The organism is Nakamurella lactea DSM 19367, from assembly GCF_000426645.1.
GTDB lineage: Bacteria > Actinomycetota > Actinomycetes > Mycobacteriales > Nakamurellaceae > Nakamurella > Nakamurella lactea.
Window position 1 is genome coordinate 27,916 of sequence record NZ_AUFT01000021.1, and the last position, 26,195, is coordinate 54,110.

General features: G+C 69.8%; 20 protein-coding genes. 3 read left to right on the plus strand and 17 right to left on the minus strand.

What is annotated here, in order from left to right; genetic code table 11:
* Positions 1-110 precede the first annotated feature (110 nt).
* The 3 genes from K340_RS0119050 to K340_RS0119060 form a co-directional block, all read right to left on the minus strand.
* Positions 111-2,762, minus strand: coding sequence for a bifunctional acetate--CoA ligase family protein/GNAT family N-acetyltransferase (locus tag K340_RS0119050; protein WP_037365689.1), 2,652 nt, complete (start codon positions 2,760-2,762; stop codon positions 111-113).
* Between the two features lie 2 nt (positions 2,763-2,764).
* The gene (locus K340_RS0119055; protein WP_029137878.1) at positions 2,765-3,949 is read right to left on the minus strand and encodes an acetoin utilization protein AcuC; all 1,185 of its coding nucleotides are present in this window, start codon (positions 3,947-3,949) and stop codon (positions 2,765-2,767) included.
* 178 nt (positions 3,950-4,127) lie between these two features.
* The gene (locus K340_RS0119060) at positions 4,128-4,994 is read right to left on the minus strand and encodes a sulfurtransferase (protein ID WP_029137879.1); all 867 of its coding nucleotides are present in this window, start codon (positions 4,992-4,994) and stop codon (positions 4,128-4,130) included.
* A 118-nt stretch (positions 4,995-5,112) separates the two neighbouring features.
* Between K340_RS0119060 and K340_RS31520 the strand changes: the two genes are divergently transcribed.
* Together K340_RS31520 and K340_RS0119070 are read left to right on the plus strand one after the other, a co-directional pair.
* Positions 5,113-5,808: a metal-dependent transcriptional regulator gene (locus K340_RS31520; protein ID WP_037365729.1), complete on the plus strand. Its 696-nt coding sequence runs from the start codon at positions 5,113-5,115 to the stop codon at positions 5,806-5,808.
* Positions 5,801-6,667 (plus strand): NAD-dependent protein deacetylase, encoded by an 867-nt coding sequence (locus K340_RS0119070; protein WP_029137880.1) that lies wholly within the window; start codon positions 5,801-5,803, stop codon positions 6,665-6,667. Before K340_RS31520 ends, K340_RS0119070 begins: the two co-directional genes overlap by 8 nt.
* A 9-nt stretch (positions 6,668-6,676) precedes the next feature.
* Here the strand turns inward: K340_RS0119070 and K340_RS0119075 are convergent, their stop codons facing one another.
* On the minus strand, positions 6,677-7,258 hold the full coding sequence (locus K340_RS0119075; RefSeq protein WP_051266878.1) for an ArsR/SmtB family transcription factor: 582 nt from the start codon (positions 7,256-7,258) through the stop codon (positions 6,677-6,679).
* A gap of 90 nt (positions 7,259-7,348) precedes the next feature.
* On the opposite strand from K340_RS0119075, the gene K340_RS31525 reads away from it, so the two are divergent.
* Positions 7,349-8,605, plus strand: a complete 1,257-nt coding sequence (locus K340_RS31525) for an MFS transporter (RefSeq protein ID WP_037365691.1) — start codon at positions 7,349-7,351, stop codon at positions 8,603-8,605.
* A gap of 57 nt (positions 8,606-8,662) precedes the next feature.
* On the opposite strand, the gene ileS is transcribed toward K340_RS31525, so the two are convergent.
* The 13 genes from ileS to mraY all read right to left on the minus strand — a co-directional run bounded on the left by ileS (position 8,663) and on the right by mraY (position 26,122).
* Positions 8,663-11,995 (minus strand): isoleucine--tRNA ligase, encoded by a 3,333-nt coding sequence (gene ileS, locus K340_RS0119085; RefSeq protein ID WP_029137882.1) that lies wholly within the window; start codon positions 11,993-11,995, stop codon positions 8,663-8,665.
* Positions 11,996-12,379: 384 nt separating this feature from the next.
* Complete coding sequence (gene wag31 / locus K340_RS31530; RefSeq protein WP_037365734.1) at positions 12,380-13,309, minus strand: DivIVA-like cell division protein Wag31; 930 nt, start codon at positions 13,307-13,309, stop codon at positions 12,380-12,382.
* Between the two features lie 51 nt (positions 13,310-13,360).
* Entirely contained in the window at positions 13,361-13,660 is a 300-nt protein-coding gene (locus K340_RS0119095; protein WP_029137883.1) for a YggT family protein, read from the minus strand.
* A gap of 111 nt (positions 13,661-13,771) precedes the next feature.
* On the minus strand, positions 13,772-14,560 hold the full coding sequence (locus K340_RS34540) for a cell division protein SepF (RefSeq protein WP_051266881.1): 789 nt from the start codon (positions 14,558-14,560) through the stop codon (positions 13,772-13,774).
* Positions 14,561-14,647: 87 nt separating this feature from the next.
* Positions 14,648-15,346 carry a peptidoglycan editing factor PgeF gene (pgeF, locus tag K340_RS0119105; protein WP_029137884.1) on the minus strand — a complete coding sequence of 233 codons (699 nt, stop codon included), beginning with the start codon at positions 15,344-15,346 and terminating at the stop codon, positions 14,648-14,650.
* Positions 15,347-15,441: 95 nt separating this feature from the next.
* Positions 15,442-16,761 carry a cell division protein FtsZ gene (gene ftsZ / locus K340_RS0119110; RefSeq protein ID WP_029137885.1) on the minus strand — a complete coding sequence of 440 codons (1,320 nt, stop codon included), beginning with the start codon at positions 16,759-16,761 and terminating at the stop codon, positions 15,442-15,444.
* 328 nt (positions 16,762-17,089) lie between these two features.
* On the minus strand, positions 17,090-18,637 hold the full coding sequence (locus K340_RS0119115; protein WP_084614662.1) for an NCS2 family permease: 1,548 nt from the start codon (positions 18,635-18,637) through the stop codon (positions 17,090-17,092).
* Positions 18,638-18,770: 133 nt separating this feature from the next.
* Positions 18,771-19,523: a cell division protein FtsQ/DivIB gene (locus K340_RS31540; protein ID WP_051266883.1), complete on the minus strand. Its 753-nt coding sequence runs from the start codon at positions 19,521-19,523 to the stop codon at positions 18,771-18,773.
* A complete protein-coding gene (murC, locus tag K340_RS0119125; RefSeq protein WP_029137887.1) occupies positions 19,520-20,965 on the minus strand; it encodes a UDP-N-acetylmuramate--L-alanine ligase in 1,446 nt (481 codons plus the stop codon). Before murC ends, K340_RS31540 begins: the two co-directional genes overlap by 4 nt.
* The gene (murG, locus tag K340_RS0119130; RefSeq protein WP_029137888.1) at positions 20,962-22,089 is read right to left on the minus strand and encodes an undecaprenyldiphospho-muramoylpentapeptide beta-N-acetylglucosaminyltransferase; all 1,128 of its coding nucleotides are present in this window, start codon (positions 22,087-22,089) and stop codon (positions 20,962-20,964) included. The genes murC and murG overlap by 4 nt, the downstream gene beginning before the upstream one ends.
* A complete protein-coding gene (gene ftsW / locus K340_RS31545; protein ID WP_051266885.1) occupies positions 22,086-23,444 on the minus strand; it encodes a putative lipid II flippase FtsW in 1,359 nt (452 codons plus the stop codon). The genes murG and ftsW overlap by 4 nt, the downstream gene beginning before the upstream one ends.
* Positions 23,441-24,928 carry a UDP-N-acetylmuramoyl-L-alanine--D-glutamate ligase gene (gene murD, locus K340_RS0119140; RefSeq protein ID WP_051266887.1) on the minus strand — a complete coding sequence of 496 codons (1,488 nt, stop codon included), beginning with the start codon at positions 24,926-24,928 and terminating at the stop codon, positions 23,441-23,443. Before murD ends, ftsW begins: the two co-directional genes overlap by 4 nt.
* A 96-nt stretch (positions 24,929-25,024) precedes the next feature.
* Positions 25,025-26,122, minus strand: a complete 1,098-nt coding sequence (gene mraY, locus K340_RS0119145; RefSeq protein WP_029137890.1) for a phospho-N-acetylmuramoyl-pentapeptide-transferase — start codon at positions 26,120-26,122, stop codon at positions 25,025-25,027.
* Positions 26,123-26,195: the final 73 nt, after the last annotated feature.

Here is a 26,195-nt window from a genome sequence, read left to right on the forward strand (position 1 = left end):
GGCGCACCCGGCCCTTCGTCCGTTCCCGCCGCTGGGGTCCCGCCACCCGCAGCTGGTTCGTCCCGCGCGCGTAGCGGGGTTGTCCCGGGGCAACCCCGCTACGCCCTGCGTCAACGCATCCGGCGCCGTTCGTCGGGGCGGGCCGGCGGCGGTCCGGCCGTCGCGGTAGCGCCGATCACCGTGCATCCGGCCGGCCCGGCCAGCACCCGGATCTGTAGCTGGGCCAACTCCGGCACGTCGTCGGCCAACGCCGACAGCCGCAGCGCCAGGTCCTCCAGCGCCTCACGGCGCACCGGAGTCCGGCCGCCGTAGCCATCCAGTAACGGCGCCGCCCTCGGGGCGTCGATCAGATCGGCGGCGTCCAGGTCGGTGAGCGGCACCGCGCGGTATCCGTGGTCGTCGAGCAGATCCGTGGCCACTCCACTGATCCCGAACGACACCAAGGCGCCGAACGATGGGTCGGCGCCGAGACCGAAGACCGTGGACACCCCGGATTTCTCCGGCTGTGCCATCCGCTGCACATAGATCCGCGGCGCACCGAGGCTGGAGAGCACTTCGTAGGCGGCCCGCACTTGCGCCTCGGTCTGCAGCGACGGTCGGACTCCCCCACCGAGCAGGGACTCCCTGGTCTGCCGGTCGAACGTCTTGAGCGTCACCGGATATCCGAGCTCGGCGGCCGCCGCCAGCACCTCGTCGACGCCATCGGCCACCCGGAAGGCGGCCAACTCGATACCGTAGGCAGCCAGCAGAGCGGCCAGTTCGTCGTCCGTCACCTCCCGGGCCGGACCGTCGGTCGCCGGCCACGCCTCGACCAGTGCACGGGCCGCGCCCTTGTCGATGTCGTCGGCCCGGATCAGGGTTCCGGCCGGCCGCTGCCGCCACCGGGCGTACCGCGCGGCCAGGGCGAGGGCCGCCACCGCACGTTCCGGGGTGCGGTAGGAGGGCACCGAACCACGGGCCGCCCCGCCGTCGCCGGAAGGCACGGTGAGTTGATCGACCAGGCCGTCGACCGCCAGGAACGTGCTGACCACCGGTACCCGCGACTGCACCGCCGCCTCCCGGAGCGCAATTGCGTGCTGGTCGCCCTGGATCGCGACCGGCGGGACATAGACCACCACCACGGCGCCGACCTGGGGGTCGGCGCTGGCCGCACGCACCGCTCCGGCCAGTTCGTCGGGGCTGACGTTCACCCCGAGATCGCGGGGACCGTCGCCGGCCACCGTCAGCCCTGCGTCGAGGCAGGCGTCCATCGCCAGCACCCCGAGCGCGGTCGAATTGCCCACCACGGCGACGGTTTCCCCGACCGGCAGCGGCTGGGTCGCCAGCAGCTGAGCCACGTCGAAGGCCTGGCCGAGCGTGTCGGTGCGGATCACCCCGGACTGGGCGAAGACGGTGTCCACCGCGGCCGGGCTCAAGGCGCTGGAACTGGCCGCAAGTCCCGGGGTGACCAGGGCGTGCCGACCCGACTTCACCGCGATCACCGGCTTGGACCTGGCCAGTGTGCGGGCCAGCCGGGCGAACTTTCGCGGGTTACCGAACGACTCCAGGTACAGCAGCACCACCTCGGTGCGGGCATCCGACTGCCAGAACTGCAGCAGGTCGTTGCCGGAGACGTCGGCCCGGTTGCCGGCCGAGACGAAGCTGGACAGCCCCAGACCCCGGGTCGCGGCATCGGCCAACACTGCGATGCCGAGCGCTCCCGACTGGCAGAAGAAGCCGACCCGGCCCGGCGGCGGAACCCGGGGCGCGAGGGTGGCGTTCATCCGGACAGCGGGGTCGGTGTTCACCATGCCAAGGCAGTTCGGCCCGAGCACCCGCATCCCGTTGGCCCTGGCCACCGACACCATGGTGCGCTGGGCGTCGGCGCCGCCGGCGCCGGCATCGGCGAAGCCGGCGGTCACCACCACCAGGCCGTGCACGCCCTTGAGCCGGCAGCCCTCCACCACCTCGGCGACGGTGGCCGCCGGCACGGTCACCACCGCCACGTCCACCTCGCCGGGGATCTCTGTCACCTCCCGATAGGCCCGAACGCCCTGTACTGCAACGGCTTCCGGGTTCACCGGGTAAACGGGCCCGGTGAACGGCCCGGCCAGCAGGTTGGCCAGCACGGCATGGCCGAGCTTGGTGGATTCGTTGGACGCACCGATCACCGCGATCGACCGCGGGGTGAGCAGCCGGGCGATCGACCGCGACTCGGCCCGGTGTTCCCGGGAGACCAGCACCGCCCGCGACCTGTCGGTGGGCGCGATGTCGAACTCCAGGTCGACCACGCCGGACGAGTACTCACGAGCCACCTGATAGCCAGCATCGATGAAAACCCTGACCATGGCTGGGTTCTCGGCCAGTACCTCGGCGGTGAACCGACGGATGCCGCACTCCTGGGCGGCCGCCGCCAGATGCTCGAGGAGGATCGAACCCAGGCCCCGGCCCTGGTCTGCGTCCTGCACGCTGAAGGCCACTTCGGCCGCCTGCCGCTTGGCGTCGAAGTGATAGCTGCCGGCGGCGATGATCTCGTCGCCGAGCTCGGCGACCAACGTCACCGAGTCGTGATGGTCGACCTCGACGTAGGTGTCCAGGATCCGGTCCCCGACCTCGGCGACCGCGGTGAAGTAGCGCAGGTACAGACTGCGGCTGGACATCCGGGAGTGCATGGCGCGCAAGGCCTCCCGGTCGTCGCTGCGCACCGGCCGCAGGTGCACGACGCCGCCGTCGGACAGCACCACGTCGGCCTCCCAGTGCTGCGGGTAGTCCGGCTCGGGCATCGTCAGTCCCGGGGATCGAACGGATCGAGCCCGTGCAGCGGGAACACCGCGCGCCGGACGTCGTCGATGACCCGGTCGACCGGCAGTTCCGGCATGCCGTCCCAGGGTTCGAAAACGATGCCGTCGGGGGCGCCCTCCGTCATCGTGGTGGGCGCCTCGATGTGCGGCCGGAGCTCCGCCGCCCTGGCCAGCCAGCCGGCCCCGATCCCGGTGCGCGGGTCGATGTCCCGATCCAGCACGGTGGCCAACAGGTTGGTCCACGACCGCGGCACCACCCGCACCACCGAGTAGCCACCGCCGCCGAGCGCCAGCCAGCGACCGCCGGCCGCCCGCTCGGCCAGCTCACGCAGCGCCCGGTAGCTCTCCCGGTGTCCGTCCACCGTCAGGTTCAGGTCCGCCAGCGGATCCTCGCGGTGCGAGTCGGCACCGTGCTGGGTGACCAGCACCTGCGGCCGGAAGGCCGTCACCACACTCGGCACGACCGCGTGGAACGCCCGGTGCCACGCCGCGTCGGTAGTGCCGGCCGGTACGCCGATGTTCACCGCGGTGCCGGCCGCCGCGCCACGGCCAAGCTCGCTGGCCCAACCGGTGCCGGGCCAGAGTGCTTGCGGCGTCTCGTGAATGGATATCGTCAGTACCCTGGGGTCGTCGTAGAAGGCGGCCTGCACTCCGTCGCCGTGGTGGACGTCGACGTCGATGTAGGCGACCCGCTCGACGCCCTCGGCCAGCAGGGTGGCGATCGCCAGCGCGGCATCGTTGTAGACGCAGAAGCCCGACGCCGCATCGGGCATCGCATGATGCAGGCCGCCGGCGATGTTCACCGCCCGGTCGACATCGTGCCTGGCGATCGCCTGCGCCGCGGCCACCGACCCGCCGGCGATCAGAGCGGAACTGGTGTGCATACCGGGAAAGGCAGGGGTGTCCGTGCTGCCGATGCCGTGTCCCACCGGCGGCGCCGGCGGCTCGACCGAGGCGCGTTTGACGGCCTCGAGGTAGCGCGGGCTGTGCACCAGTTGCAGGGTGCCGTCGTCGGCCGGCGGCGGCGCGAACCGCTCGACCCCGTCGAGCACGCCGAGGGATTCGGCCAGCGCCCAGGTCAGCACCCAGCGGTCGGGATGCATCGGATGCCGCCCGCCCAGGTCGTAGCCCAGCATCTGCTCGTCCCAGATCACCAGCGGTGCGGCCATACCGACAGATTATGCGGCCGACCCGCTGCTGCCCCGTCGCGAACCTCTCGCCCCGGCACAAATCCCCCACCCGGGGCGCTTATCAACTTCACGGGCGCGGGCGAAATCGTTCACTTTGGTCACACCCGTCCCACAATCGCCCAGTTGGCAAGCGCCTGAGAAGTTGATAAGCGCCGGATCAGGGGGTGGTGGCGACCGGGCGGCCGGCGGCGCACCAGCCGGAATACGAACCCGGGTACAGCGCCAGCTGCAGGCCGGCCAGTTCGCCGGCCAGGATCAGGTGGCAGGCGGTCACCCCGGATCCGCAGGAAGCCACCGCCACCACTCCGGGGATGACGCCGGCCGCCGCGAACCGGGCGGCGAGCTCATCGGGGTCGCGGAAGACGCCCTGTTCGGTGACCAGATCGGTCAGCGGCAAGCTGACGGCACCCGGGATGTGTCCGGCCACCGGGTCCAGCGGCTCGACCTCGCCGCGGTAGCGCTCGGCCGCCCTGGCATCAAGCAGCACACCGGCGGCCGGGTCGCCGGTGGCGATCGCGGCCGCACCGTCGATGTCCACCACCGGCATCGATCCGGGCCGGACCGTGCAGGAACCGGGTGTCGGGGCGATCGGCACACCTGTCTCGACCGGCATCCCGGCCCGCTGCCAGCCCCGGTACCCACCATCGAGTACCCGCACGTCCCGATGGCCGGCCCAGCGCAACAGCCACCAGGCCCGGGCCGCGATCGACGAGTTCGACCCGTCGTAGACCACCACCGGCGTGCCGTCGGAGACTCCCGCGGACCGCAGAAATCCCTGCAGCGCAACGGGATCCGGCAGCGGATGCCGGCCGAGCCGGCCCGGCGGCGCCGCCAGGTCGTCATCCAGGTCTGCGAAGACGGCACCCGGAAGGTGCCCGGCCAGGTAAGCATCCCGCTGCGGCCCGGCGACGGACCATCGCACGTCCAGCAGTACCGGCGCGGCGCCGGCAGGCCGGTCGGCGGCCATCGTGGCGGCCAGCGTGGTCGGGTCGATCAGGGCTGTACTGGGCCTGGTTCCGGTCATCGCTGGATTGTCCCGCACCGGGTTCGTCGGCCGACGGCGCCGTCCGGCAGATGGTGCGGTCATCGATGTCGCCGATGTCGGTAGGATCGAGGGACCGGCCAGGAAGGGGACGTCCCCGTTGAATGACCTCATCGACACCACCGAGATGTACCTCCGCACGATCTTCGAACTCGAAGAGGAGGGCATCGTGCCGCTGCGCGCCCGCATCGCCGAGCGGCTGAGCCAGAGCGGGCCCACCGTCTCGCAGACGGTGGCCCGGATGCAGCGCGACGGTCTGCTCGTGCTCGGCGACGACCGGCACCTCGAGCTGACCGACGCCGGCCGCGAACGCGCCGTCGCGGTGATGCGCAAGCACCGACTCGCCGAACGGCTGCTGCTGGACGTGATCGGCCTGGAGTGGCGGGATGTGCACGTCGAGGCCTGCCGGTGGGAACACGTGATGAGCGAGCAGGTCGAGCGCCGACTGATCGAACTGCTCGGGCACCCGCAGTTGTCGCCCTACGGCAACCCGATCCCCGGCCTCAACGAGCTGGGCTCGCAGGCCGATCCGGTCGCCGAGACGCACGCCGACCTGCAGGGCGCCGACTCGGCGGCCACCGCCGGCGGCACCTTCGAGGTCCGGCGGATCATCGAGATCGTGCAGAACCAGCCCGATGTGATGTCCGAACTGCACAAGGGCGGCATCGTTCCGGGCGCCGTGCTGGGCCTCGGCATGGACGGTGACGCGATCGTCGCCGACGTCGACGGCCATCGCACCGAGATCGACGAAGCGATCGCCCACGGGATCCACGTCCGCCCGGCTCCGGTTGGCTGAGCCGGGCCCCCCGCCGGACCCGGCCACCGCCCTCGCCGGGTACCTGCGACGACTCGACGGCCCGCCGGTCGTCCTCACCGGGGCCGGCATGAGCACCGATTCCGGGATCCCCGACTACCGCGGGCCGGATGCGCCGGCCAGGATGCCGATGACGATCTCGGAATTCCGGTCTGGACCGACCGCCCGGCAGCGGTACTGGGCGCGCAGCCATGTCGGCTGGCAGCGGATGGACCGAGCGGCCCCGAACGCGGGTCACCTGGCGCTGGCCGGGTTGCAGCGGGAGGGCCGGGTCGGCGCCATCATCACCCAGAACGTCGACGGCCTCGACGAGCGGGCCGGAGCCACCTCCGTGATCGACCTGCACGGTCGGCTGGACCGGGTGATCTGCCTGGACTGCGGCGCGATCTCCGCTCGCCCCGACTTGGCGGCGCGGCTCGCCGCGCTGAATCCGGGCTACGGGCAGGGGCTGACGCCACAGCAGCGTCCCGACGGCGACGTCGAACTGGCCGACACCAGTGGTTTCGTCGTCGCCGACTGCCTGATCTGCGGCGGGGTGCTCAAGCCCGATGTGGTCTTCTTCGGCGAGAACGTTCCGCCGGACCGGGTCGCCCGGTGCTACGCCCTGGTCGATACGGCACCCGGTCTGTTGGTGCTCGGCTCGTCGCTGACGGTTCAGTCGGGTCTGCGGTTCGTTCGGCGCATGCATCGGGAGGAGCGGCCGGTGGCCATCGTCAATCGCGGCAGCACCAGGGGTGACGAGTTCGCCGATCTGAAGCTCGACGCCGGCTGCAGCCAGACGCTCGGCGGTCTGCTGCCGCTCCTGGACCCGGTCGCCGACGGGACGCCAGCACCGGGCTGACGGGCCGGGTCATTGCGGCTCGCCGGGCGCGCCGAGCCGGTGCAACAGGAACATCCCGCTGTACACCGGTTGATCCAGCCGCTCGCCGTCGCCGGCGGTGTAGTCGTCCAGTACCTCGACCACCCGCAGCGCCAGCTCCTCGAGTTGCTCGGGCCGCAGGTGCAGCACGAACCGTGACATCTTCTCGATCGCGTCGGGCCCGGCAGCCTGCAGTTCCTGCTGCATTGCCAGCACAGGGGCAAGCGCGCCGCCGTCCACCGAATGGGCCAGCGTTGTCTCCAGCCAGCGTGTGACACCCGTTGCCCGGTACGGCTTTTCCAGTGCGCCGCTGGCACCCGTTCGGACCGGCGCCGGTTCCAGCAGGCCGGCGTCGACCAGCTGTTTGACGTGATAGAGGACCGTGCCGGGATCTCGGTCGAGCCGATCGGCAAGTTGCTTGTTGGTCAACTCCTCCAGCGTGCAGAGCCGAAGGATCCGGAGCCGCAACGGGTGAGCGACCGCCTTGGCCTCCTGCAGCGTCGCCGGCCGACGGCGGAACGGCACGTCTCCAGCGGTGATCTCCGGCCGGTGTTCGATCGGCGGACCACTCATGGCGTCAGGTTACGGCATCGATCCATCTTTCCCCATCACCTTGAATATTCCCCATCGATGTGGGAATGTCCATCTGTGAAGCCTCGCCAGGTGACCCGGCAACGGCAGCGTCCACTGGGCGCGAACTTCTGGCGACTGTGGAGTTCCAGCGGCCTGTCGAATCTTGCCGACGGCATTTTCCAGGTAGCCCTTCCGCTGATCGCGATCCGGTACACCCAGTCGCCCACCGCGATCGCCGGGCTCAGCTTCGCGTTGGCACTGCCGTGGCTGCTGTTCGCCCTGCAGGCCGGCGCACTGGCCGACCGGGTGGACCGGCGGAAGATCATGTTCTGGTCGAACACCGCCCGCGCCCTGGTGTTGGTGGCGTTGGTCCCGGCGGTGGCAACCGGGGCCGCGGCGATCTGGCTGCTGTACGCGGCCGCGCTGCTGCTGGGCACCAGCGAGACGCTGTACGACACGTCCGCGCAATCGATCCTGCCACAATTGGTCGACCGGGATCAGTTGTCGCGGGCGAACAGCCGGCTGTACGCCGCCGAGCTGACGGCCAACCAGTTCGTCGGTCCGCCACTGGGCGGCCTGCTGGTCGCCGCCGGCCTGGTGCTCGCCGTCGCCACGCCGGCCGGCCTGTGGTTCGCTGCCGTCGCGCTGCTGCTGTTGCTCCGCGGGTCCTTCCGGGTCGAGCGGATCGGCCGGACCACGCTGCGCGCCGACATCGCCGAGGGTTTGCGATTCCTGTGGCACAACCGGGTTCTACGTTCCCTCGCCGTCCTCACCGGGCTCTTCAACCTGGCGACCAACGCGACCTTCGCTGTGCTGGTGCTGCACCTGGTCGGCCCGTCGTCGGCGGCCGGGCTCAGTGACGCAGGCTATGGCATCCTGCTCACCGCACTGGCCGTCGGCAGCCTGCTCGGTTCGTTCGTCGCGCCCTGGGTGGAACGGCGGCTCGGCCGCAGCCTGTCGCTGGCGCTGAGCATGATCGGCGGGGCGGTGATGGTCGGGGTGCCGGCCGCCACCGCCGATCCGTACCTGATCGGGGCCGGGTTCGTGGTCGGCGGCGTCACCACAGTGATCTGGAACGTCATCGCCGTCTCGCTCCGGCAACGGATCGCACCGGATCGGTTGCTGGGCAGGGTGAACAGTGGCTACCGGCTGGTCGCCTGGGGAACCCGGCCGCTCGGCGCCGCCGTCGGCGGGGCGCTCGGCCAGCTGTTCGGCCTGCGCCTCGTCTTCGGGGTCGCCGCGATGCTGATGCTGGCCATGCTGATGGGGATGACGGGGCTGACGAACTCCGCACTGGACGCCGCCGAGCGGACCGGCGACCCGGCCGACGATACCGACAACGGCTGACCCGGTGCCGCGGGCTACCGCCGGCGGAATACCGTTGGGCGGCACCGACCGCGGGTGTCAGCTGCCTGTCGGACCGCCGGCCGACGCCGCTGCCACCCGCACGCGCACCGTTTCGCCGCTGCCGACCGCGCCGGAGAGCACGCCGTCACCAGCGGTGAGGGCGGCTCGCTCCACCGTCAGCGCCAGGGTTTCGGCCTGTATCTGGCCGATCCGTGCGTGCACCGCCGGCCACAACGATTCCGATACGTCCAGCTGCAGCGCAATCCGATCCGACACCTGCAGCGCGGCATCCTTGCGGGCCTGCTGCACCAACCGGAGCAGGTCGGCAACCGCGCCGTCGGCGAGCAACTCGTCGGTGAGCGCCATGTCGAGCACGACAACACCTCCTCCACCGGTAACCGAGAAGACTGGGTTCGACGCCGAGCTCGGCAAGCCTCCCGTGAATGCCCCAAAGAGATTCTCGATCGTCGATCCTTTCGAGAATCGATACTCGAGGTTGAATTCTTCGCCCCGGAGAGTTTCGCCCGCAGCCGTCACAGTTCCGTCCGAATTAAGCTCATATTTGCGCTCTTTCGCAGCTTTGATCACATCCTGGACCTTAGATCCAAGCCTCGGACCGAGAACACGCGCATTTACGGTCAGATCCTTTGGGAGACTGATATCTTCAGTGGAACGAACCACTACTTCTCGAACATTAACTTCGTCGGCGAGAAGCTCCCGAAAGCCAAGAAGCGGGGCAGGATTGGCGACGAAGGCCTCCAACTTTGACAGTGGCTGACGCACTCGGATCTTGTTTGTCTTGCGCAGGGCGAGCGCATCTGATGCCAACCGTCGCAATTGATCCATCGCCGTCACCAACTCGGCGTCGGCCGGGATCAGATCGACACCCGGCCAGTCGGTCAGATGCACGCTGCGCTCCCCGGTCAGGCCGCGCCAGATCACCTCGGTGGTCAGCGGCAGCAACGGGGCCGCGACCCGGCAGACCACCTCGAGCACGGTGTGCAGGGTGTCGATGGCGTCAGCGTCACCGTCCCAGAACCGCTGCCGGCTGCGGCGCACGTACCAGTTGGTCAGCACCTCCAGGAACTCGCGCAGCTGCGCGCAGGCACCGGCGATGTCGTAACCGTCCAACGCCGCCGTCACCGACGTCACCAGATCGGCCGTCTTGGCCAGCACATACCGGTCCAACACATCGGCAGAGTCGGTGCGCCACACGCCATCCCGGCCGGCCGCCCCGGCGTAGAGCGACAGGAAGTACCAGGCGTTCCACAACGGCAGCTCGGCCTGTCGGACGCCCTCCCTGATGCCCTCCTCGGTGACGATCAGGTTGCCGCCGCGCAGGATCGGGCTGCTCATCAGGAACCAGCGCATGGCGTCGGCGCCGTCCCGGTCGAACACCTCCGTCACATCCGGATAGTTGTTCAGCGACTTGGACATCTTCTGTCCGTCGTCACCCAGCACGATGCCGTGGCTGATCACGCTGGAGAACGCGGGGCGGTCGAACAGTGCGGTCGCCAGGATGTGCAGCATGTAGAACCAGCCGCGGGTCTGGCCGATGTACTCGACGATGAAGTCGGCCGGGAAATGGTGCTCGAACCAGTCGGCGTTCTCGAATGGGTAGTGCACCTGGGCGTAGCTCATCGAGCCGGAGTCGAACCAGACGTCGAAGACGTCCTCGATCCGGCGCATCATCGAATTGCCGGTCGGGTCGTCCGGGTTCGGCCGGACCAACCGGTCGACGTTCGGCCGGTGCAGATCCGGTACCGTCTGGCCGTTCTCGTCGATCCGGGTCGGCACCTGGCCGAAGTCGCGTTCCAGTTCGGCGAACGAGCCGTAGACGTCGATCCGCGGATACTTCGGATCGTCCGACTTCCACACCGGGATCGGGCTGCCCCAGAAGCGATTCCGGGAGATGGACCAGTCGCGGGCGTTGGCCAGCCACTTGCCGAACTGGCCGTCCTTGACGTGCTCGGGAACCCAGGCGATCTGCTGGTTCAGCTCACCCATCCGGTCCTTGAACTTGGTCACCTCGACGAACCACGAGGACACCGCCATGTAGATCAGTGGATTCCGACAGCGCCAGCAGTGCGGGTAGCTGTGGTCGTAGGTCTCCCGGCGCAGCAGCACCGTTCCCGTTGTGGTGTCGCCCATCTCGCCGGCGCCGGCGGTCCGGGCCTTGAGATGGTCGATGATGTGCGGGTTCGCGTCGAAGACCAGCATGCCTTCGTATTCCACCACCGGGAACCGGAAGCAGCCGTCCTGGCCCACCGGCACGACGGGCTCGATCCCGTTCGCGTCGGTCACCACCTTGTCCTCCTCACCGAAGGCGCCGGCGTTGTGCACCAGGCCGGTGCCGTCGGTGGTGGTGACGAAGTCGGCGGCCAGCACCCGGTGCGCGCCGTGGTGCCCGACGTAGTAGCCGAACGGCGGCGTGTAGCTCCGGCCGAGCAGCTCGGATCCCTTGACCCGGGCCACGATCCGTTGGTCGGCGTCCTCCCCCAGCTCGCGGGCGTAGGCGGCCAACCGGGCCGCCGCGATCAGGTACCGCTCCATCGTGCCGGCCACAGCGGGGTGTGCAGCCTCCACCACGACGTAGTCGATGTCCGGGCCGACCATCACCGCCAGGTTGCTCGGCAGCGTCCACGGCGTTGTCGTCCAGACCAGCGCCAGCGCGCCGCTGAGCGGGTCGTCGTCAGCGGTGTGTGCCAGCCGCAAACCGACGGTGACGGCCGGGTCCTGCCGCATCTGGTAGACGTCGTCGTCCATCCGCAGTTCGTGGTTGGACAGCGGGGTCTGGTCGTTCCAGCAGTAGGGCAGGACGCGGAAGCCCTCGTAGACATAGCCCTTGTCGTACAACGCCTTGAACGCCCAGATCACCGACTCCATGTAGTCGGGATTCAGTGTCTTGTAGTCGTTGTCGAAGTCGACCCAGCGGGCCTGTCGGGTGACGTACTCGCGCCACTCGTCGGTGTACTTGAGCACCGAAGCCCGGCAGGCGTCATTGAAGGTTCCGATACCCAGTTCGAGGATCTCGTCCTTGGTCTTGATGCCGAGCTGCCGCATCGCCTCCAGCTCGGCCGGCAGGCCGTGGGTGTCCCAGCCGAACCGGCGCTCGACCCGACGGCCACGCATGGTCTGGTAGCGCGGCACCAGGTCCTTGACGTATCCGGTGAGCAGGTGGCCGTAGTGCGGCAGCCCATTGGCGAACGGCGGCCCGTCGTAGAAGACGAATTCGTTGCCGCCGTCCTCGCCGGCCGGCCGCTGGTCGATGGAGGCCTGGAAGGTGCCATCGGCGGCCCAGTACTGCAGGACGGCGCGTTCCAGCGCCGGGAAGTTCGGGTGAGCGGTGACACTCCGGTCATCGCCGGTGCCGGCCTTGGGGTACGCCATCGATCGCTCCTTCTCGGTCCGCTGCTGATGCTCCGTTGCCCGGGGGTCTGCCCGGATACCGGAATGCCGCTGCAGGGACGAGGAGCCCGGCCCGATCGGCCGTCCTTCCCGCGGTACCACCCCACTTGCCCGACGATGTTGCTGCCGGGCCGCTCGTTCGCCGGCGATGACGGGCCGGACCCGTTCGGGTCTAGTGAGGAACCTGCGATCGGAGGCAGCCGTTGCGCTCCCGGGCAGGTCCCTGTTCTTCCGAATGGCTCGCCGGTGATGGCCGGGTCACAGCCGGTGAATCAGATACAGCCGGTGAATCAACTTCGTACAGATACTACTGCGGCGGGCGAAGTGGTTCCGCCCGCCGCAGTAGTGATCGAATCTCGGATCGGCCTACTTCGCGCCGCCCTCGGCCGCGGCCGGGGCGTTGGTCGAGCCGCTCTCGTCGAGCTGGGCGAGCTGCTCGGTGATCCAGCCCTTGAGCCGGCTGCGGTACTCCCGCTCGTAAGTGCGCAGGTCGTCGATCTTCTTCTCCAGACTGGTGCGCTCCGCGGTGAGCTGCGTCATCACCTCGGTGTACTTGCGCTGCGCCTCGCGGTCGATGGCCTCGGCCTTGAGCTGGCTGTCGCGGGTCGTCGCTTCGGCCTTCTCGCTGGCTTCCTTGACCATCTGCTCGGAGCTGTTCTTGGCCTCCGAGAGCATCCGCTCCGACTGGCTCTTCGCATCGGCGAGCAGCTTCTCGGACTGGCTGCGGGCATCGCCCAGGAGCTTCTCGGACTCGGCGTTGGCCGAATTCCGGGTGTTGTCGGCGTGCTCCTGCGCTTCGGTGGTGAGCCGCTGCGCGGTCTCCTCGGCCAGGCCGAGCAGCCGGGCCGCGTGCATGTGGTGGTCGGCGAGTGTGCTGGTCGGAGCCGGCGCCTGGGCCACCGCCTGCTGCACCTGCTCGGCCGCCTCGGCTGCCGGCACCGCGGCAACCGGGGGTGCCTGCTGGGCCGGTGTCTGCGAGCCGGCAACTGCCGCTCCGGAACCGTCGACGACCGGCTGCTCGCCGGTCGGCTGCTGGCTCCCCGCGGCCTGGTCCGCCGGGGCGGGTGCGGCCGGCTCGTCGGCCGACTTCGACAGTCCGACGGCAGCCGGCGGCTGACCACCGGATTCATAGACGGCCAACCGCTGGGTGAGGTCGTTGTTCTCCTCGATCAGACGGCTCAGCTCGCCCTCGACGAGGTCGAGGAAGGCGTCGACCTCGTCCTCGTCGTAGCCCCGCTTCCCGATCGAGGGCTTCTTGAAGGCGACGTTGTGCACGTCAGCGGGCGTCAGCCGCATGATTGCTCCTTACAGATCTCGGTACAGCAGCGGACCGTGTTGGCGGTTTCGCTACAGGGTTGCCCAAGCCGCGTTACCGACCAGGGCCATCAGTATGACAACCACTACGAGCAGAACCATAACGCTGAGGTCGAACCCTACCCCGCCGAGGCGAACGGGTGGAATGATCTTCCGAAGTACCCGGATCGGCGGATCGGTGGTTGCGTAGAGCACTTCCAGCGCCACCGCGCCGCCGCCGACCGGCCGCCAGTTACGCGCGAAGATCCGGACGAAATCGAAAACCAGCCGACCCAGCAGCAGCCACCGGAAGGTCCACAGCAGCAGGAAGAGCGTCTGCCAGAGGATGTTCACAGTTCCACTTGTACCTGATCTCGGGCCTGTCGGCGCAGAACACGGGGCCTCACCGGCGCCCGAGGAGGACTCCGGCGCGCGGCAGATTGAGCCAAGGGTACCGGCGCGCGCTCAGAGCGCGGCGTCACCGGTGGGCTGGTGCAGCATGAACACCTTGGTGGTGACCTTGTCGATGGACCCGTGTACGGCGAAGGCGAGGCCGGCCGCGAAGTCCACCATCCGGCGGGCCTCGGAATCAGTGAGGTCCGTCATGTCCAAGATCACTGCCTGGCCGTCGCGGTAGGTCTCGCCGACCTGCCGTGCGTCGCCGAAGCCGCTGAGCTTCACGGTGGCGGGCTTGCCGGTGGATGCCTCCACCGGCGACTCCAGCTGGACAGCCTGTGGCTGCACCGCGAGGGCGCCCTGGGTGTGGAAGTCGGAGTCGGCGCTGCGGCCGCGGTGGCCACGAGCGCCACGGCCGCCGCCGCGGGCCGCCTTCACCGGCTCCGGACGCCCGGCCGGCATGGCATCGACGGCGACGCCCGCGTAGGCCGGTTCCGGTTCGATCGAGACGTCGCCGTCACCGTCGGCCGACGAATGCTGGTAGCCGGCGTAGGCCGGCTCGCGGAGGTCGGAGCCCTCGTCGGCGTAGTCGGTGCGATAACCGTCGTTGTCGTAGCCGGCGCGGTACTCGGCACTGACGCCGGAACCGGCATAGTCGCCGTCGTAGGCGTCGCCGTCATACCCATCGGCGGCATACTCCTGCGCCGGGTAGTCCGATGACCCGTACGACTCGCGGTAGCCGTCGGCCGCACCCGGATCGTCGGAGTAACCGGGGTGGACCTGCTCGCCCTCCCCGAGGTAGCGCTGATCGTCGGGAACGAGACCGAGGAAGGCCCCCATCTTGCGCAGCGTGCCCATGTCCGTCCCTTCAGCTGACGATGCTCTGGTGGTTCACGCTAATGGCCGCGACCGGACCCCTGGAGTTGCGACACGCAGGTCCGTTGATCAGTTGCCGGGCATCCAGATCAGACCTGCCTGACGCCCGGTTCGGCCGGATCGCCGATGGCTGAACAGGTCCGGGTCCTCCCGGGTACAGCGTTGATCGATCAGCACGGTCTCCGCACCGGCTGCGGCGAACTGCGCGGCCAGCCCGGCCCGCAGATCCACACCGCTGGTGCCGTCGGCCGTTTCGCAGGCCGATCCGGGCAGCGTCGCCTCCACCTGCGCCTGCAGGTCGGCCGGCACCTCGTAGCAGCGGCCGCAGATCGCCGGCCCGAGCAGCACCTGCAGACCGGCCGGATCGGCGCCGGCCTCCGTCATCGCGGTGAGCAGTTCCAGGCCGATGCCGTCGGCGGCGCCGCGGCGGCCCGCATGCGCCGCGCCGATCACCCCGGCAACCGGGTCGACGGCCAGGATCGGCACACAATCGGCGACCAGCACGGCCAGCGCGAGATCGCGGCGGGTGGTGACGATCCCGTCGGTGCCGGGCAGCGGTCCCGGCCCGTCCACCGGTACCACCCTGGTGCCGTGCACCTGCTGCATCCAGACGATCCGACCGGTGGGCAGGCCGGCAGCGGCGGCCAACCGTGCCCGGTTCGCCTCGACGGCGACCGGGTCGTCGCCCACGCCGCCGCCGAGGTTGAAGCTGTCGAACGGGGCCTCGGACACGCCACCGGATCTGGTGGTGACGATCCGTCGCACCACCGGCGGCGCAGTGCTTTCGGGCGCCGCACTGTCCGGTGTGGTGCTGTCCGATTCAGTGCCGTTGGAGGCAGTGCCGACCAAGGCGGTGCCGCCCGTCACCGCTTCATGAACGGCGGGACGTCGACGTCGTCATCGTCGTCCACCTGCACAACGCTTCGCTGCGGCGGGGTACTCGGCGGGGTCGGCGGCACGTACGGCTGCCCACCCGGCCGTTCGTCATAGCCGTCCTGCTGGGCCGGCCGGCCGGCGCCCCGCTGACCGTTCCCGTTGTGGCCGTTCGGGTGCTGGCCGTTCGGCGCACCGTTCGGGGGCTGGCCGTTCGCGCCGGCCGGCTGCCCATAGCCGTTGGCCGGACCCCGTCCCGGCTGGGCCGGCTCGCGACGGACCTGGCCGGCCGCCGAATCGGCGATCGGCCCGCGGGCGGTGCGATCGCCGCCGCGGTCGCGCTCCAGCGGCGGCAGGGTCGACGGGGTGGAGTCGAAGCCGGCGGCGATCACCGTCACCCGCACCTCGTCACCGAGCGAATCGTCGATCACCGTCCCGAAGATGATGTTGGCCTCTTCGTGCGCCGCCTCCTGCACCAGCGAGGCGGCCTCGTTGATCTCGAACAACCCGAGGTCGCTGCCGCCGGCGATGGACAGCAGCACCCCGTGGGCGCCGTCCATGCTGGCCTCCAGCAGCGGCGAGTTGATCGCCTTCTGCGCGGCCTCGACCGCGCGACCCTCGCCGCGGGAGGAGCCGATGCCCATCAGGGCGGTACCGGCACCCGCCATCACGCTCTTCACGTCGGCGAAGTCGACGTTGATCAGGCCGGGGGTGGTGATCAGGTCGGTGATGCCCTGGACACCGTTGAGCAGCACCTCGTCGGCGGACCGGAAGGCGTCCATCAGGCTGACGCCCTGGTCGCCGAGCTGCAGCAGCCGATCGTTCGGGATGACGATGAGCGTGTCGCACTCGTTGCGCAGCTCGGTGATCCCGTCCTCGGCCTGGCCGCCGCGCCGGCGTCCTTCGAAGGTGAACGGCCGGGTGACGACGCCGATGGTCAGCGCACCGAGGCTGCGGGCGATGGAGGCAACCACCGGCGCGCCGCCGGTACCGGTGCCGCCACCCTCGCCGGCGGTGACGAAGACCATGTCGGCGCCCTTGAGAACGTCCTCGATCTCGGCGCGGTGATCCTCGGCGGCCTTACGACCGACCTCGGGGTCTGCACCGGCACCGAGGCCACGGGTGAGTTCGCGACCGACGTCGAGCTTGACGTCGGCATCGCTCATCAGCAGCGCCTGGGCGTCGGTGTTGATCGCGATGAACTCGACCCCGCGCAGGCCGACCTCGATCATCCGGTTGACGGCGTTGACGCCACCGCCGCCGATGCCGACGACCTTGATGACGGCCAGGTAGTTGTGCGGAGGCGTCATGGTGACGGACCCTTCCCTCGTTCGATCTGTCGGTCTGAGCGGGTGCTGCCCGGTCTGCTGGGTGGCGTTGCTGGTGTGCGCTGCGGACCTGATCTCGGTGGGCTCCCCGGGCACGCTTCCCCACGCTTCCGGATTAACCCTCAACCTCAACCAGACCCTTATAGTTATGTCAAGTGGTTCTGCTGAAACGGTAAGTCGGCGGCCGACGTTCCTGGGGATGACGCGCCGGTGTGTCGTCGGGCTTTCTGTGCCGCGCCAACTGCCCGACCCCGCGCCCGCCCGTCCAACATGGACAGTTCCGCGCGCCCGGGCCCCGGCGGGCGAACGGTCAGCCGATGCCGAAGAGGTTCTTCAGCGGCTCGATGGCGAAATAGACGGCGAACAGGGCCGAGATCACCCACAGCAGCGGGTGCACCTCGCGGGCCCGGCCGGTGGCGGCCCGGAGCACCACCCAGGCGATGAAGCCGGCGCCGACGCCGTTGGTGATCGAGTAGGTGAACGGCATCAGCACGATGGTCAGGAACGCCGGCAGCGCGTCGGCGAACTTGCCGAAGTCGATGTTCTTGATCTGCGACATCATCAGTACACCGACCACCACCAGGGCCGGAGTCGCGGCCTCGGAGGGCACGAACTGGGCCAGCGGCGACAGGAAGATGGTCAGCACGAACAGCGCCGAGGTGAAGACGCTGGCCAGCCCGGTGCGGGCGCCGTCGCCGATGCCCGCCGCCGACTCGACGTAGGTGGTGGCCGACGACGCCGAGGTCACGCCGCCGGCCACCGCTGCCACCCCGTCGACCAGCAGAATCTCCTTGATCCGCGGCACCTCGCCCTTGTCGTCCAGCAGCTTCGCCTCGGCCGCCAGCCCGATGGTCGTGCCCATCACGTCGAAGAAGTCCGAGAGCACCAGCGAAAAGATCAGCACGACGCAGGTGAGCACTCCGGCGATGGAGAAACCGGCGCCCAGCGAGAACTGTCCGAACAGACTGAAATCCGGTGCGCCGAAAGTCTTTCCCTGAAACGACGGCACGTTCAGGGCCCAGCCGGTCGGGTTCGTCACGTTGCCGTCGGCGTCGGTTCCCTGCGGTCCGATCTTCAGCGCGGCTTCCAGGATCACCGCCAGCACGGTGCTGACGACGATGCCAATCAGAATGCCGCCCTTCACCTTGCGCGCCACCAGGATCGAGGTCAGCAGCAGCCCGACCACGAACACCACGGTCGGCCAGCCGTTCAGGTGGCCGTGGATGCCGATGTCGACGACGGTGCCGTCGCCCCGCCGGACGAAACCGGCGTCGACCAGACCGATCAGCGCGATGAACATCCCGATGCCGACCGCGATCGCGCTCTTCAGGGTCGACGGGATGGCCCGAAACACCGCGACCCGGAACCCGGTCAACACCAGGAAGACGATCACCAGGCCCTCGATCACCACCAGGCCCATGGCCGCCGGCCAGGACATCTCGGAGGCCACCTGGAAGGCGACGAAAGCGTTGAGCCCCAACCCCGTCGCCACCGCGAACGGTGCCCGCCCGGCGATGCCCATGGCCAGCGTCATCACGGCAGCCAGCAGTGCCGTCATCGCGGCGATCGCCGATATCGCCGGTGCCGAGCCGAAGCCGAGCAGGTGCCCGTCGGCATCCGGGACGGTGCCGAGGATCAGCGGGTTCAGCACGACGATGTAGACCATGGTGACGAAAGTGACCAGGCCGCCACGGAACTCGGTGGCGAGGCTGGAACCGCGGGCGCTGATCGAGAAGAATCTGTCCAGCCCGGAGGCGGACCGGCCGGCGGACTTGCCCGGATCCGGGGAGGTCCCGCCAGCGGTCGCCGCCGCTCCGGTTCGCTGGGAATCGCCCTTGTTCACAGACGGTCGGCTCATCGAGGTCTGCCCTTCGTGGTTCGGCGGGACAATCGGCGGGCGTTCGCCCGGTGGCATCCCAACACACCCGCGCCGAAGCCGCACGACAGGCTCCGCACTCCCGCAGGGCGCTCGCCCAGCCGGCCCGGCCGTGCTACTTGACCGTCACCATCGTCGGGTCGGTCAGGTCGAAGACGGTGCCCGGTTGTTCCAGCACCACGGGCAGGATCTGCGCCTTCTGCGCGGTGTTGCTGCCGTCGCCCCAGATCACCGTCCGATCGTCGTTGAGCACCAGGGTCACCTGGTAGGCGCTGGGCGCCCGGATCCTGCTGACCATCGCGCGCACCGGCTTCGGCAGCGCCTTCACCACGTCCAACGCCGCCCTGGTGGCCGGGTCGTGCGGACCGGGCGTGGCCAACTCGATCGCCGGCAGCGACGCGGGTCTGGTCTTGCTGGAGACGTACGGCAGTCCGTCGGCGTCCAGCGACCACCATGCACCGTTCGCGTTGGTGACCGCCACCGCGACCCTCGCAGTGATGGTGAGGGACAGGATGTTCGGCCATTCTCGCGCCGCCGTCACCGATTTGACCTGGGGCACGGCCGCGACGTCGGCCTGCACCGCGCCCAGGTCGACGGACACCAGCGGGGTGCCGATCTGCCCCTTGGTGGCGGTCTTCACCGCGGCGGTCAGCGCGCCGGGCAGCGGCTTGCCGTCGCTGCTGCTGATGCTGATGCCCCTGACCGCGAACATCGGCGTCTTCCAGAACACGTAGGCGCCGCCGGCCAGCAGGGCCAGCACCAGGCCGATCGACAGCACCCATGGCCAACGCCGGCGCCGGTAGCCCCTGGTCGGCGCCGGCTCGGGTGCGCGGCCGACCCCGGCGTAGCGTCGGGTTGCGGTGGTCATCCCGCACCCGACCCGTCCGTCAGCAGGTCCAGCAGCCGCGGGCCCAGCATGGTGACGTCGCCGGCTCCCATGGTGACCACCACGTCGCCGGGGCGGACCAGGCCGGCGACCGTGTCCGGGGCGGCGCCGAGACTGGGTTCGTAGACCACCTGGGCGCCGTCGATCCGCTCGGCCACCAGCGCGCCGGTGACGCCGGGCTGCGGGTCCTCCCTTGCGCCGTAGACGTCCAGCACCACCGCAACGTCCGCCAGGCCGAGCGCGGCGCCGAACTCGGCGGCGAAGGTCAGCGTGCGGGAGTACAGGTGCGGCTGGAACACCACCACCAGCCGGCCGTCGGCCGGCACGATGCTGCGGGCGGCCTGCAACTGCGCCCGCACCTCGGTCGGGTGGTGGGCGTAGTCGTCGTAGACCACCACCTCGCCGGCCCGGCCCTTGAACTCGAACCGGCGGCGGACACCTGTGTACCGTGCCAGGCCCTGCGCCATGGTGTCCGAGTCGACGCCGAGCAGCACGCCGGCGGTCAGCGCGCCGGCCGCGTTGAGCATCATGTGCTCCCCCGGCACCGCCAGCTGCAACCGGATGACGGTGCCGTCCGGCAGCGTCAGGTCGGCGGCGGTGTGGTGGCCGTCCACCGCCGACGGCCCGAGCCGGACGTCGGCGTTCTCGCCCCGGCCGTAGCCGACGATCCGCGGCTGCCCGGGACCCGAGGACCTGACCCGTTCCAGCAAGGCCTGCACGCCGGGATCGTCGACGCCGGCGACCAGGAAGCCGCCGGGGGCGATTCGCTCGACGAACTGGTCGAACACTGCCGCGTAGGCCTCGGCGGTGCCGTGGTGGTCCAGGTGGTCGGGCTCCAGATTGGTGACGATCGCGCCGTGCGGGGTGAACGCCAGGAACGAGCCGTCCGACTCGTCGGCCTCGGCCACGAAGATATCGCCGGATCCGTGATGGGCACCGGCCCCGGACTCGTTCAGCTCACCGCCGATCGCGAAAGATGGGTCCAGGCCGGCGTTCTGCAGCGCTACGGTCAACATCGAGGTGGTCGAGGTCTTGCCGTGGGTGCCGGCGACGCAGACGCTGCGGTGGTCCGTCATCAGCGCGGCCAGTGCCACCGCCCGCCGGACGATCGGGATGCCGCGGCGGCGCGCCTCGACCACCTCGGGGTTGTCCGGCCGGATGGCCGAGGACACCACGACAGCGGTCGGCCCGCCCTCGATCAGGTCCAGGTTCTCGGCCCGGTGTCCGACGGCCGTGCGCACGCCGCGGACGGACAATCCGGTGAGCACGTGCGAGCCCTTGGCGTCGGACCCGGACACGTCCAGGCCGCGGTCGGCCAGGATCCGGGCGATCGCGTTCATCCCGGCCCCGCCGGCGCCGACCAGGTGCACCCGCGACAGGTCGGTGCCGTCTGCGGTCCGCGGTACGGCGTCGAACTCGGTCATCGGTGGGCTCCTCGTCCGGCGGCCGCACGCACCAGTTGCGCCAGTTCCCGGCCGACGTCGTGCTGACCCACGGCGGCCGCAGCGGCCTGCATCGCGGCGAACCGGGCGGCGCCGTCACCGTCCGGCAGCAGCAGTGGAATCACCTGTGAGACAATGGCTTCCGATGTCAGGTCAGCGTCGTCGATGATGATCGCCGAGCCGGCCTCGAGTTGTCCGGTGGCGTTCAGCCGCTGTTCGCCATTGCCGTGCGGCAGCGGAACGTACACCGCCGGCAGCCCGACGGTGCCGGTCTCGGCGACCGTCATCGCGCCGGACCGGCCGAGCATCAGGTCGACGGCGGAGAACGCCAGGTCCATCCGGTCCAGGTACGGCACCGTGACATAGGCCGGTGCGCCGGTCGGTAGGTCGTCCGGCAACTCGACGGTGTTCTTGCGGCCGTGCGCGTGCAGCACGCCGATGCCGGCGTCGGCAAGTTCGCGGGCGGCGCCGCTGACCGCGGTGTTGATCCGCTGTGCCCCTTGGGATCCGCCCCAGACCAGCAGCGTCGGTGCGTCCGGATCCAGCCCGAAGAACTCCCTGGCCTGCGCGCGCAGCGCGGCCCGGTCCAGGCCGGCCAGCGCCGGCCGCACCGGGATTCCGATGACGGTGGCGTTCGTCAGCCCTGATCCTTCGACGGCCACCGCGACCGTGTCGGCGAACCGGGCGCCGATCTTGTTGGCCAGCCCGGCCCGCGCGTTGCTCTCGTGGATGACGATCGGGACCCGCTTGCGGGCCGCCAGGTAGGCCGGTAGCGCGACATAGCCGCCGAAGCCGACCACCACGTCGACCTGCTCTGCGGCCATGATCGCGCGGGTCGCCTTGATCGCCGACCGCATCCGCGGCGCCAGGGTGATCAGATCCTTGGACGGCTTGCGCGGCAACGGTACCGCCGGGATCAACTCGAGGCGGTAGCCGCGGGCCGGCACCAACGTGGTCTCCAGTCCGCGGTCGGTGCCAAGGGCAGTGATCCGGACGTCCGGGTCGTCGGCGCGCAACGCGTCGGCGACCGCCAGCGCCGGTTCGATGTGACCGGCGGTGCCGCCGCCGGCCAGCAGTACCGACAGCGGTCGGGAGGGTTGGCTCATCCGCGGGTCCCGATGCCCAGGAACGCCGAGAACCGGCCCGGACCGTTGGCATGCAGCGCGGTGGCGGCCGGTGGCTCGCGGCGGGCGAAGTTGGCCAGCAGACCGAACACCGTCATGCTGACGATCAGCGACGAGCCGCCGGAGGAGATCAGCGGCAGGGTCAGCCCGGTGGTGGGCAGCGCACCGACCACGTAACCGATGTTGATCGCCGCCTGGCCGACCAGCCAGACCGTGGCCGCCCCGGCGGCGATCTTGATGAACGGGTCGACGTTGCGGCGGGCGATCCGCAGACCGGTGTAGGCCAACAGGGCGAACAGCAGGATCACCACGGCGGCGCCGATCAGCCCGAGTTCCTCGCCGATGATGGCGAAGATGAAATCGGAATCCGCGTAGGGCAGCCAGCTCCACTTGGCCCGCGACTGGCCGAGCCCGACGCCGAACAACCCGCCGCGACCCATCCCGTACAGGCCCTGGCGCAGCTGGTAAGTGGCCTCCGGAAACTTCTCCGGATCGAACAGCGCCAGCACCCGCTTGAGCCGGTAGGCCGCCGAGGTGGCCATGTAGGCCATCGCGGCCAACCCGAACGCCGAGGTGGTCAGGAACAGCCACAGCGGCGCGCCGGCGAACCACATCACCGCGGCCAGCACGATGGCCAGCGTCACCAGCGTTCCCAGATCGGGCTGCAGATAGATGAGCGCCGCCATCAGCAAAGCGACCGGCACGATCGGAATCAGCAGTTGCCGCAGCGAACCGAGTGACGAACGACGCGCGGCCAGTACGTGCGCGGCCCACAGCAGCAACGCCAGTTTGGCGAACTCAGCCGGCTGGATGGTGAAGGTGTTCCCGATCCCGATCCAGCTCCGGGCGCCGTTGATGTTGCTGCCGATCCCCGGCACCAGCACCGCGACCAGCAGCCCGAGACTGATCACCATGAAGGTGGTGGTCCAGGCCCTGATCACCTTGATCGGCAACCGGGCGGCGAACAGGAAACCGATGAAACCGATGACGGCGAAGATCGCCTGCCGCTGGAAGGCGGCGAACGAGTTGCGGGCGTCGCCGCGGTAGGAGGTGACCGACGACGAGGAGAGCACCATGACCAGCCCGATGCCCAGCAGCAGCAGGAAGATCGCGACGATCAGGTGGAACGACGTCATCGGCCGGTCGAGCCAGTTCTGCAGCCGGCCGATCGGCCCGCTGCCGCCGTTGCCGGCCGACCTGGGGGCCTTCGATGCGCGGCTCTTCTTCTTCCGGGCATTCGTACCCTGGGTCGACTGCCGGTTGTTCGGAGTCCGGCTGTTCGGGTTCCTACTGGTCGGGCCTGCCGAGGCGCCTGGTCTGGGATCGGTGGTGGTCACGGGCGGTCCAGGGCGGCAACCGCTCGAGCGAACGCGTCACCCCGGGCCGCATACGAGCTGAACATGTCCAGCGAGGCGGCCGCCGGTGCCAGTAGCACCACCGTTCCGGGAGCAGCCAGGGTGGCGGCCGCGCGCACTGCCTCGTCCATGGCTCCATCGTCGGTTCTGCCGACCGAGATCCGCGGGACATCGGGCGCGTGTCGGCCAAGTGCGTCCTCGATCACCTGTGCGTCGACACCGAGCAGCACCACGCCGGCCAGCCGGTCCGCGATCCGGGCGACCAATTCGTCGACCGTCGCACCCTTGAGCTGTCCGCCGGCGATCCACACCACCCGTTGGTAGGCGAGCAGCGAGGCGGCGGCGGCGTGCGGGTTGGTCGCCTTGGTGTCGTTGACGTAGCGGACGCCGCCGATCTCGGCGACCGGCTGGTTGCGGTGCGCACCCGGCGTGAACGCCCTGACCCCCTGTCGGATCGCGGGCGGCGGCACGTCGACGGCCAACGCCAGTGCCGCCGCGGCCATCGCGTTGGTGACGTTGTGCCGGCCGGGCAGCCGCAGGTCGGCGGCGGCGAACAGCCTGCCGTGGCCGAAGGCCTGGTCGACGACAGTCTCGGCGCCACCGGCCGCCGTGACCCCGATCTGGCCGTCGGCCGGCACCCCGTCGATCACCTCGACCTTGATCCCGGCGGGCGCAGCGCGCAGCAGGGACTCCGCGGTCGGATCGGGGTGATTTTCGCCGCGAAGTCGCGGCCGGAATCGCCCCGATCCATGGTCGACCGGGCGGTCACGAACGGCGACCGCGATGTCGCCGGTCAGCGCGAGCGCCTTGGCCTGCGCGTAGGCGGCCATCGAGCCGTGCCAGTCCAGGTGGTCCTCGGCCAGGTTGAGCAGCAGCCCGGCCCGCGGCCGCAGGCTCGGGGCGTAGTGCAGCTGGAAGCTGGACAGCTCGGCGGCGATCAGGTCCTGTCTCGGCTGTTGCTGCCACGGCTCGAGGGGTCCGCCGGCCAGCACCGCTTCGATGACCGGCCAGCCCACATTGCCGCAGGCGGTCACCTGCCGGCCGGCCGCCTGCAGCATCGCCTCGAGCAGGCCGATGGTGGTGGTCTTGCCGTTGGTGCCGGTCACCACCAGCCAGGGCCGCGGCGATCCGGACGCCTGGTCGATGCGCCAGGCCAGCTCGGTCTCGCCGATCACCTCGATGTCGGCGGCCAGCGCCGAGGCCAGCAAGGGGTGGGACGGTGGGATGCCGGCGGAGGTGACGACCAGCGAGCAGCCCTGCGGCACGCTCATCAGGTCGCCGGCGAAGGTGACGTCACCGGCGATCTCGGCCAGCCCGGCCGGGGCGGGCCGGTTCGAGGTGACCAGCACCGAGGCGCCGATCCGTGCCAGGTATCTGACCACCGGCAGACCCGTCACCCCGGCGCCGGCGGCGACCACCAGGTCGCCGGCTCCCGGGAGGCCCCGACCCCCGTCAGCGATGATCATGACGCGCTGCCCGGCATATCGGACAGCGACCCGGCGTGGCGCTGGCGGACGGCCATGATCATCACGAACGGTGCGGGGAGTGGTGGGGAGACCACGTCAGCCTCCGGTCAGGGAGAGCCAGTCCGCGTAGAACAGGCCGAGTCCGATTGCCGCCGATACCGCGGCCAGCAGCAGGAACCGCACGAAGACCGTGGTTTCCGCCCACCCGGACAACTCGAAGTGATGATGGAACGGCGCCATCTTGAACACTCTGACCCTGCGGGTCTTGAACACCGCCACCTGGATCACCACCGAGGCCATCTCGATCACGAACAGCCCGGCGATGACGACCAACAGCAGCTCGGTCCTGGTCAGGATCGACAGACCGGCGATCAACGCGCCGAGCGGCAGTGAACCGGTGTCCCCCATGAAGATCCGGGCCGGGTGGGCGTTCCACCACAGGAATCCAACGCAGCCGCCGACCGCGGCGGCGGCCACTACCGCCAGGTCCAGTGGATCCCGCACGTCGTAGCAGCCGGCGTACGCGGCGCTGTTCGTCGGAAGCGCCCAGCAGGCGTTGCGGAACTGGAAGAAGCAGATCGCCACATAGCCGCCGAGCACCATCACCGATGACCCGGCGGCCAGCCCGTCCAACCCGTCGGTGAGATTCACCGCATTCGACCAGGCGGCGATGAGCAGGACGGCGATGATGACGAACCCGACGGCGCCGAAGGTGATGAACTTCAGGTCGTGGGTGTACGACAGCCGCACCGAGCCGGGCGTCAACCCGTTGCTGTTCTTGAACAACAGCGCGCCGATGGCGAAGGTGACGCCGACGAAGGTCTGCCCGATCAGTTTGGCCCGCGGGTTCAGACCGAGGTTGCGCTTCATCCGGATCTTGATGAAGTCGTCGAGGAAGCCGACGACGCCGATCCCGGTGGTCAGGTACAGCAGCAGCCAGGCGGAGGCGGTCGGGCCACCGCCGCGCTCGGTCATCAGCCGGACCAGCATCGACACCAGGTAGCCGACCCACATCGCGATCAGGATCGCCGCGCCGCCCATCGTCGGGGTGCCGCGTTTGGCCAGGTGGGACTGCGGCCCGTCCTCCCGGATCTCCTGGCCGAAGCCCGGTCGGGAGAACACCTTGATCAGGTACGGGGTGAGCATCACGGACACGATCAGCCCGACCACCGCGGCGATCAGGATGCTCTTCATGTACTCCGATCCTGCCTCTCGTCGGATGCTCCGTGGTGCGCTGCGGTCTGTCCAGACCCTGCCAGATGGTGGA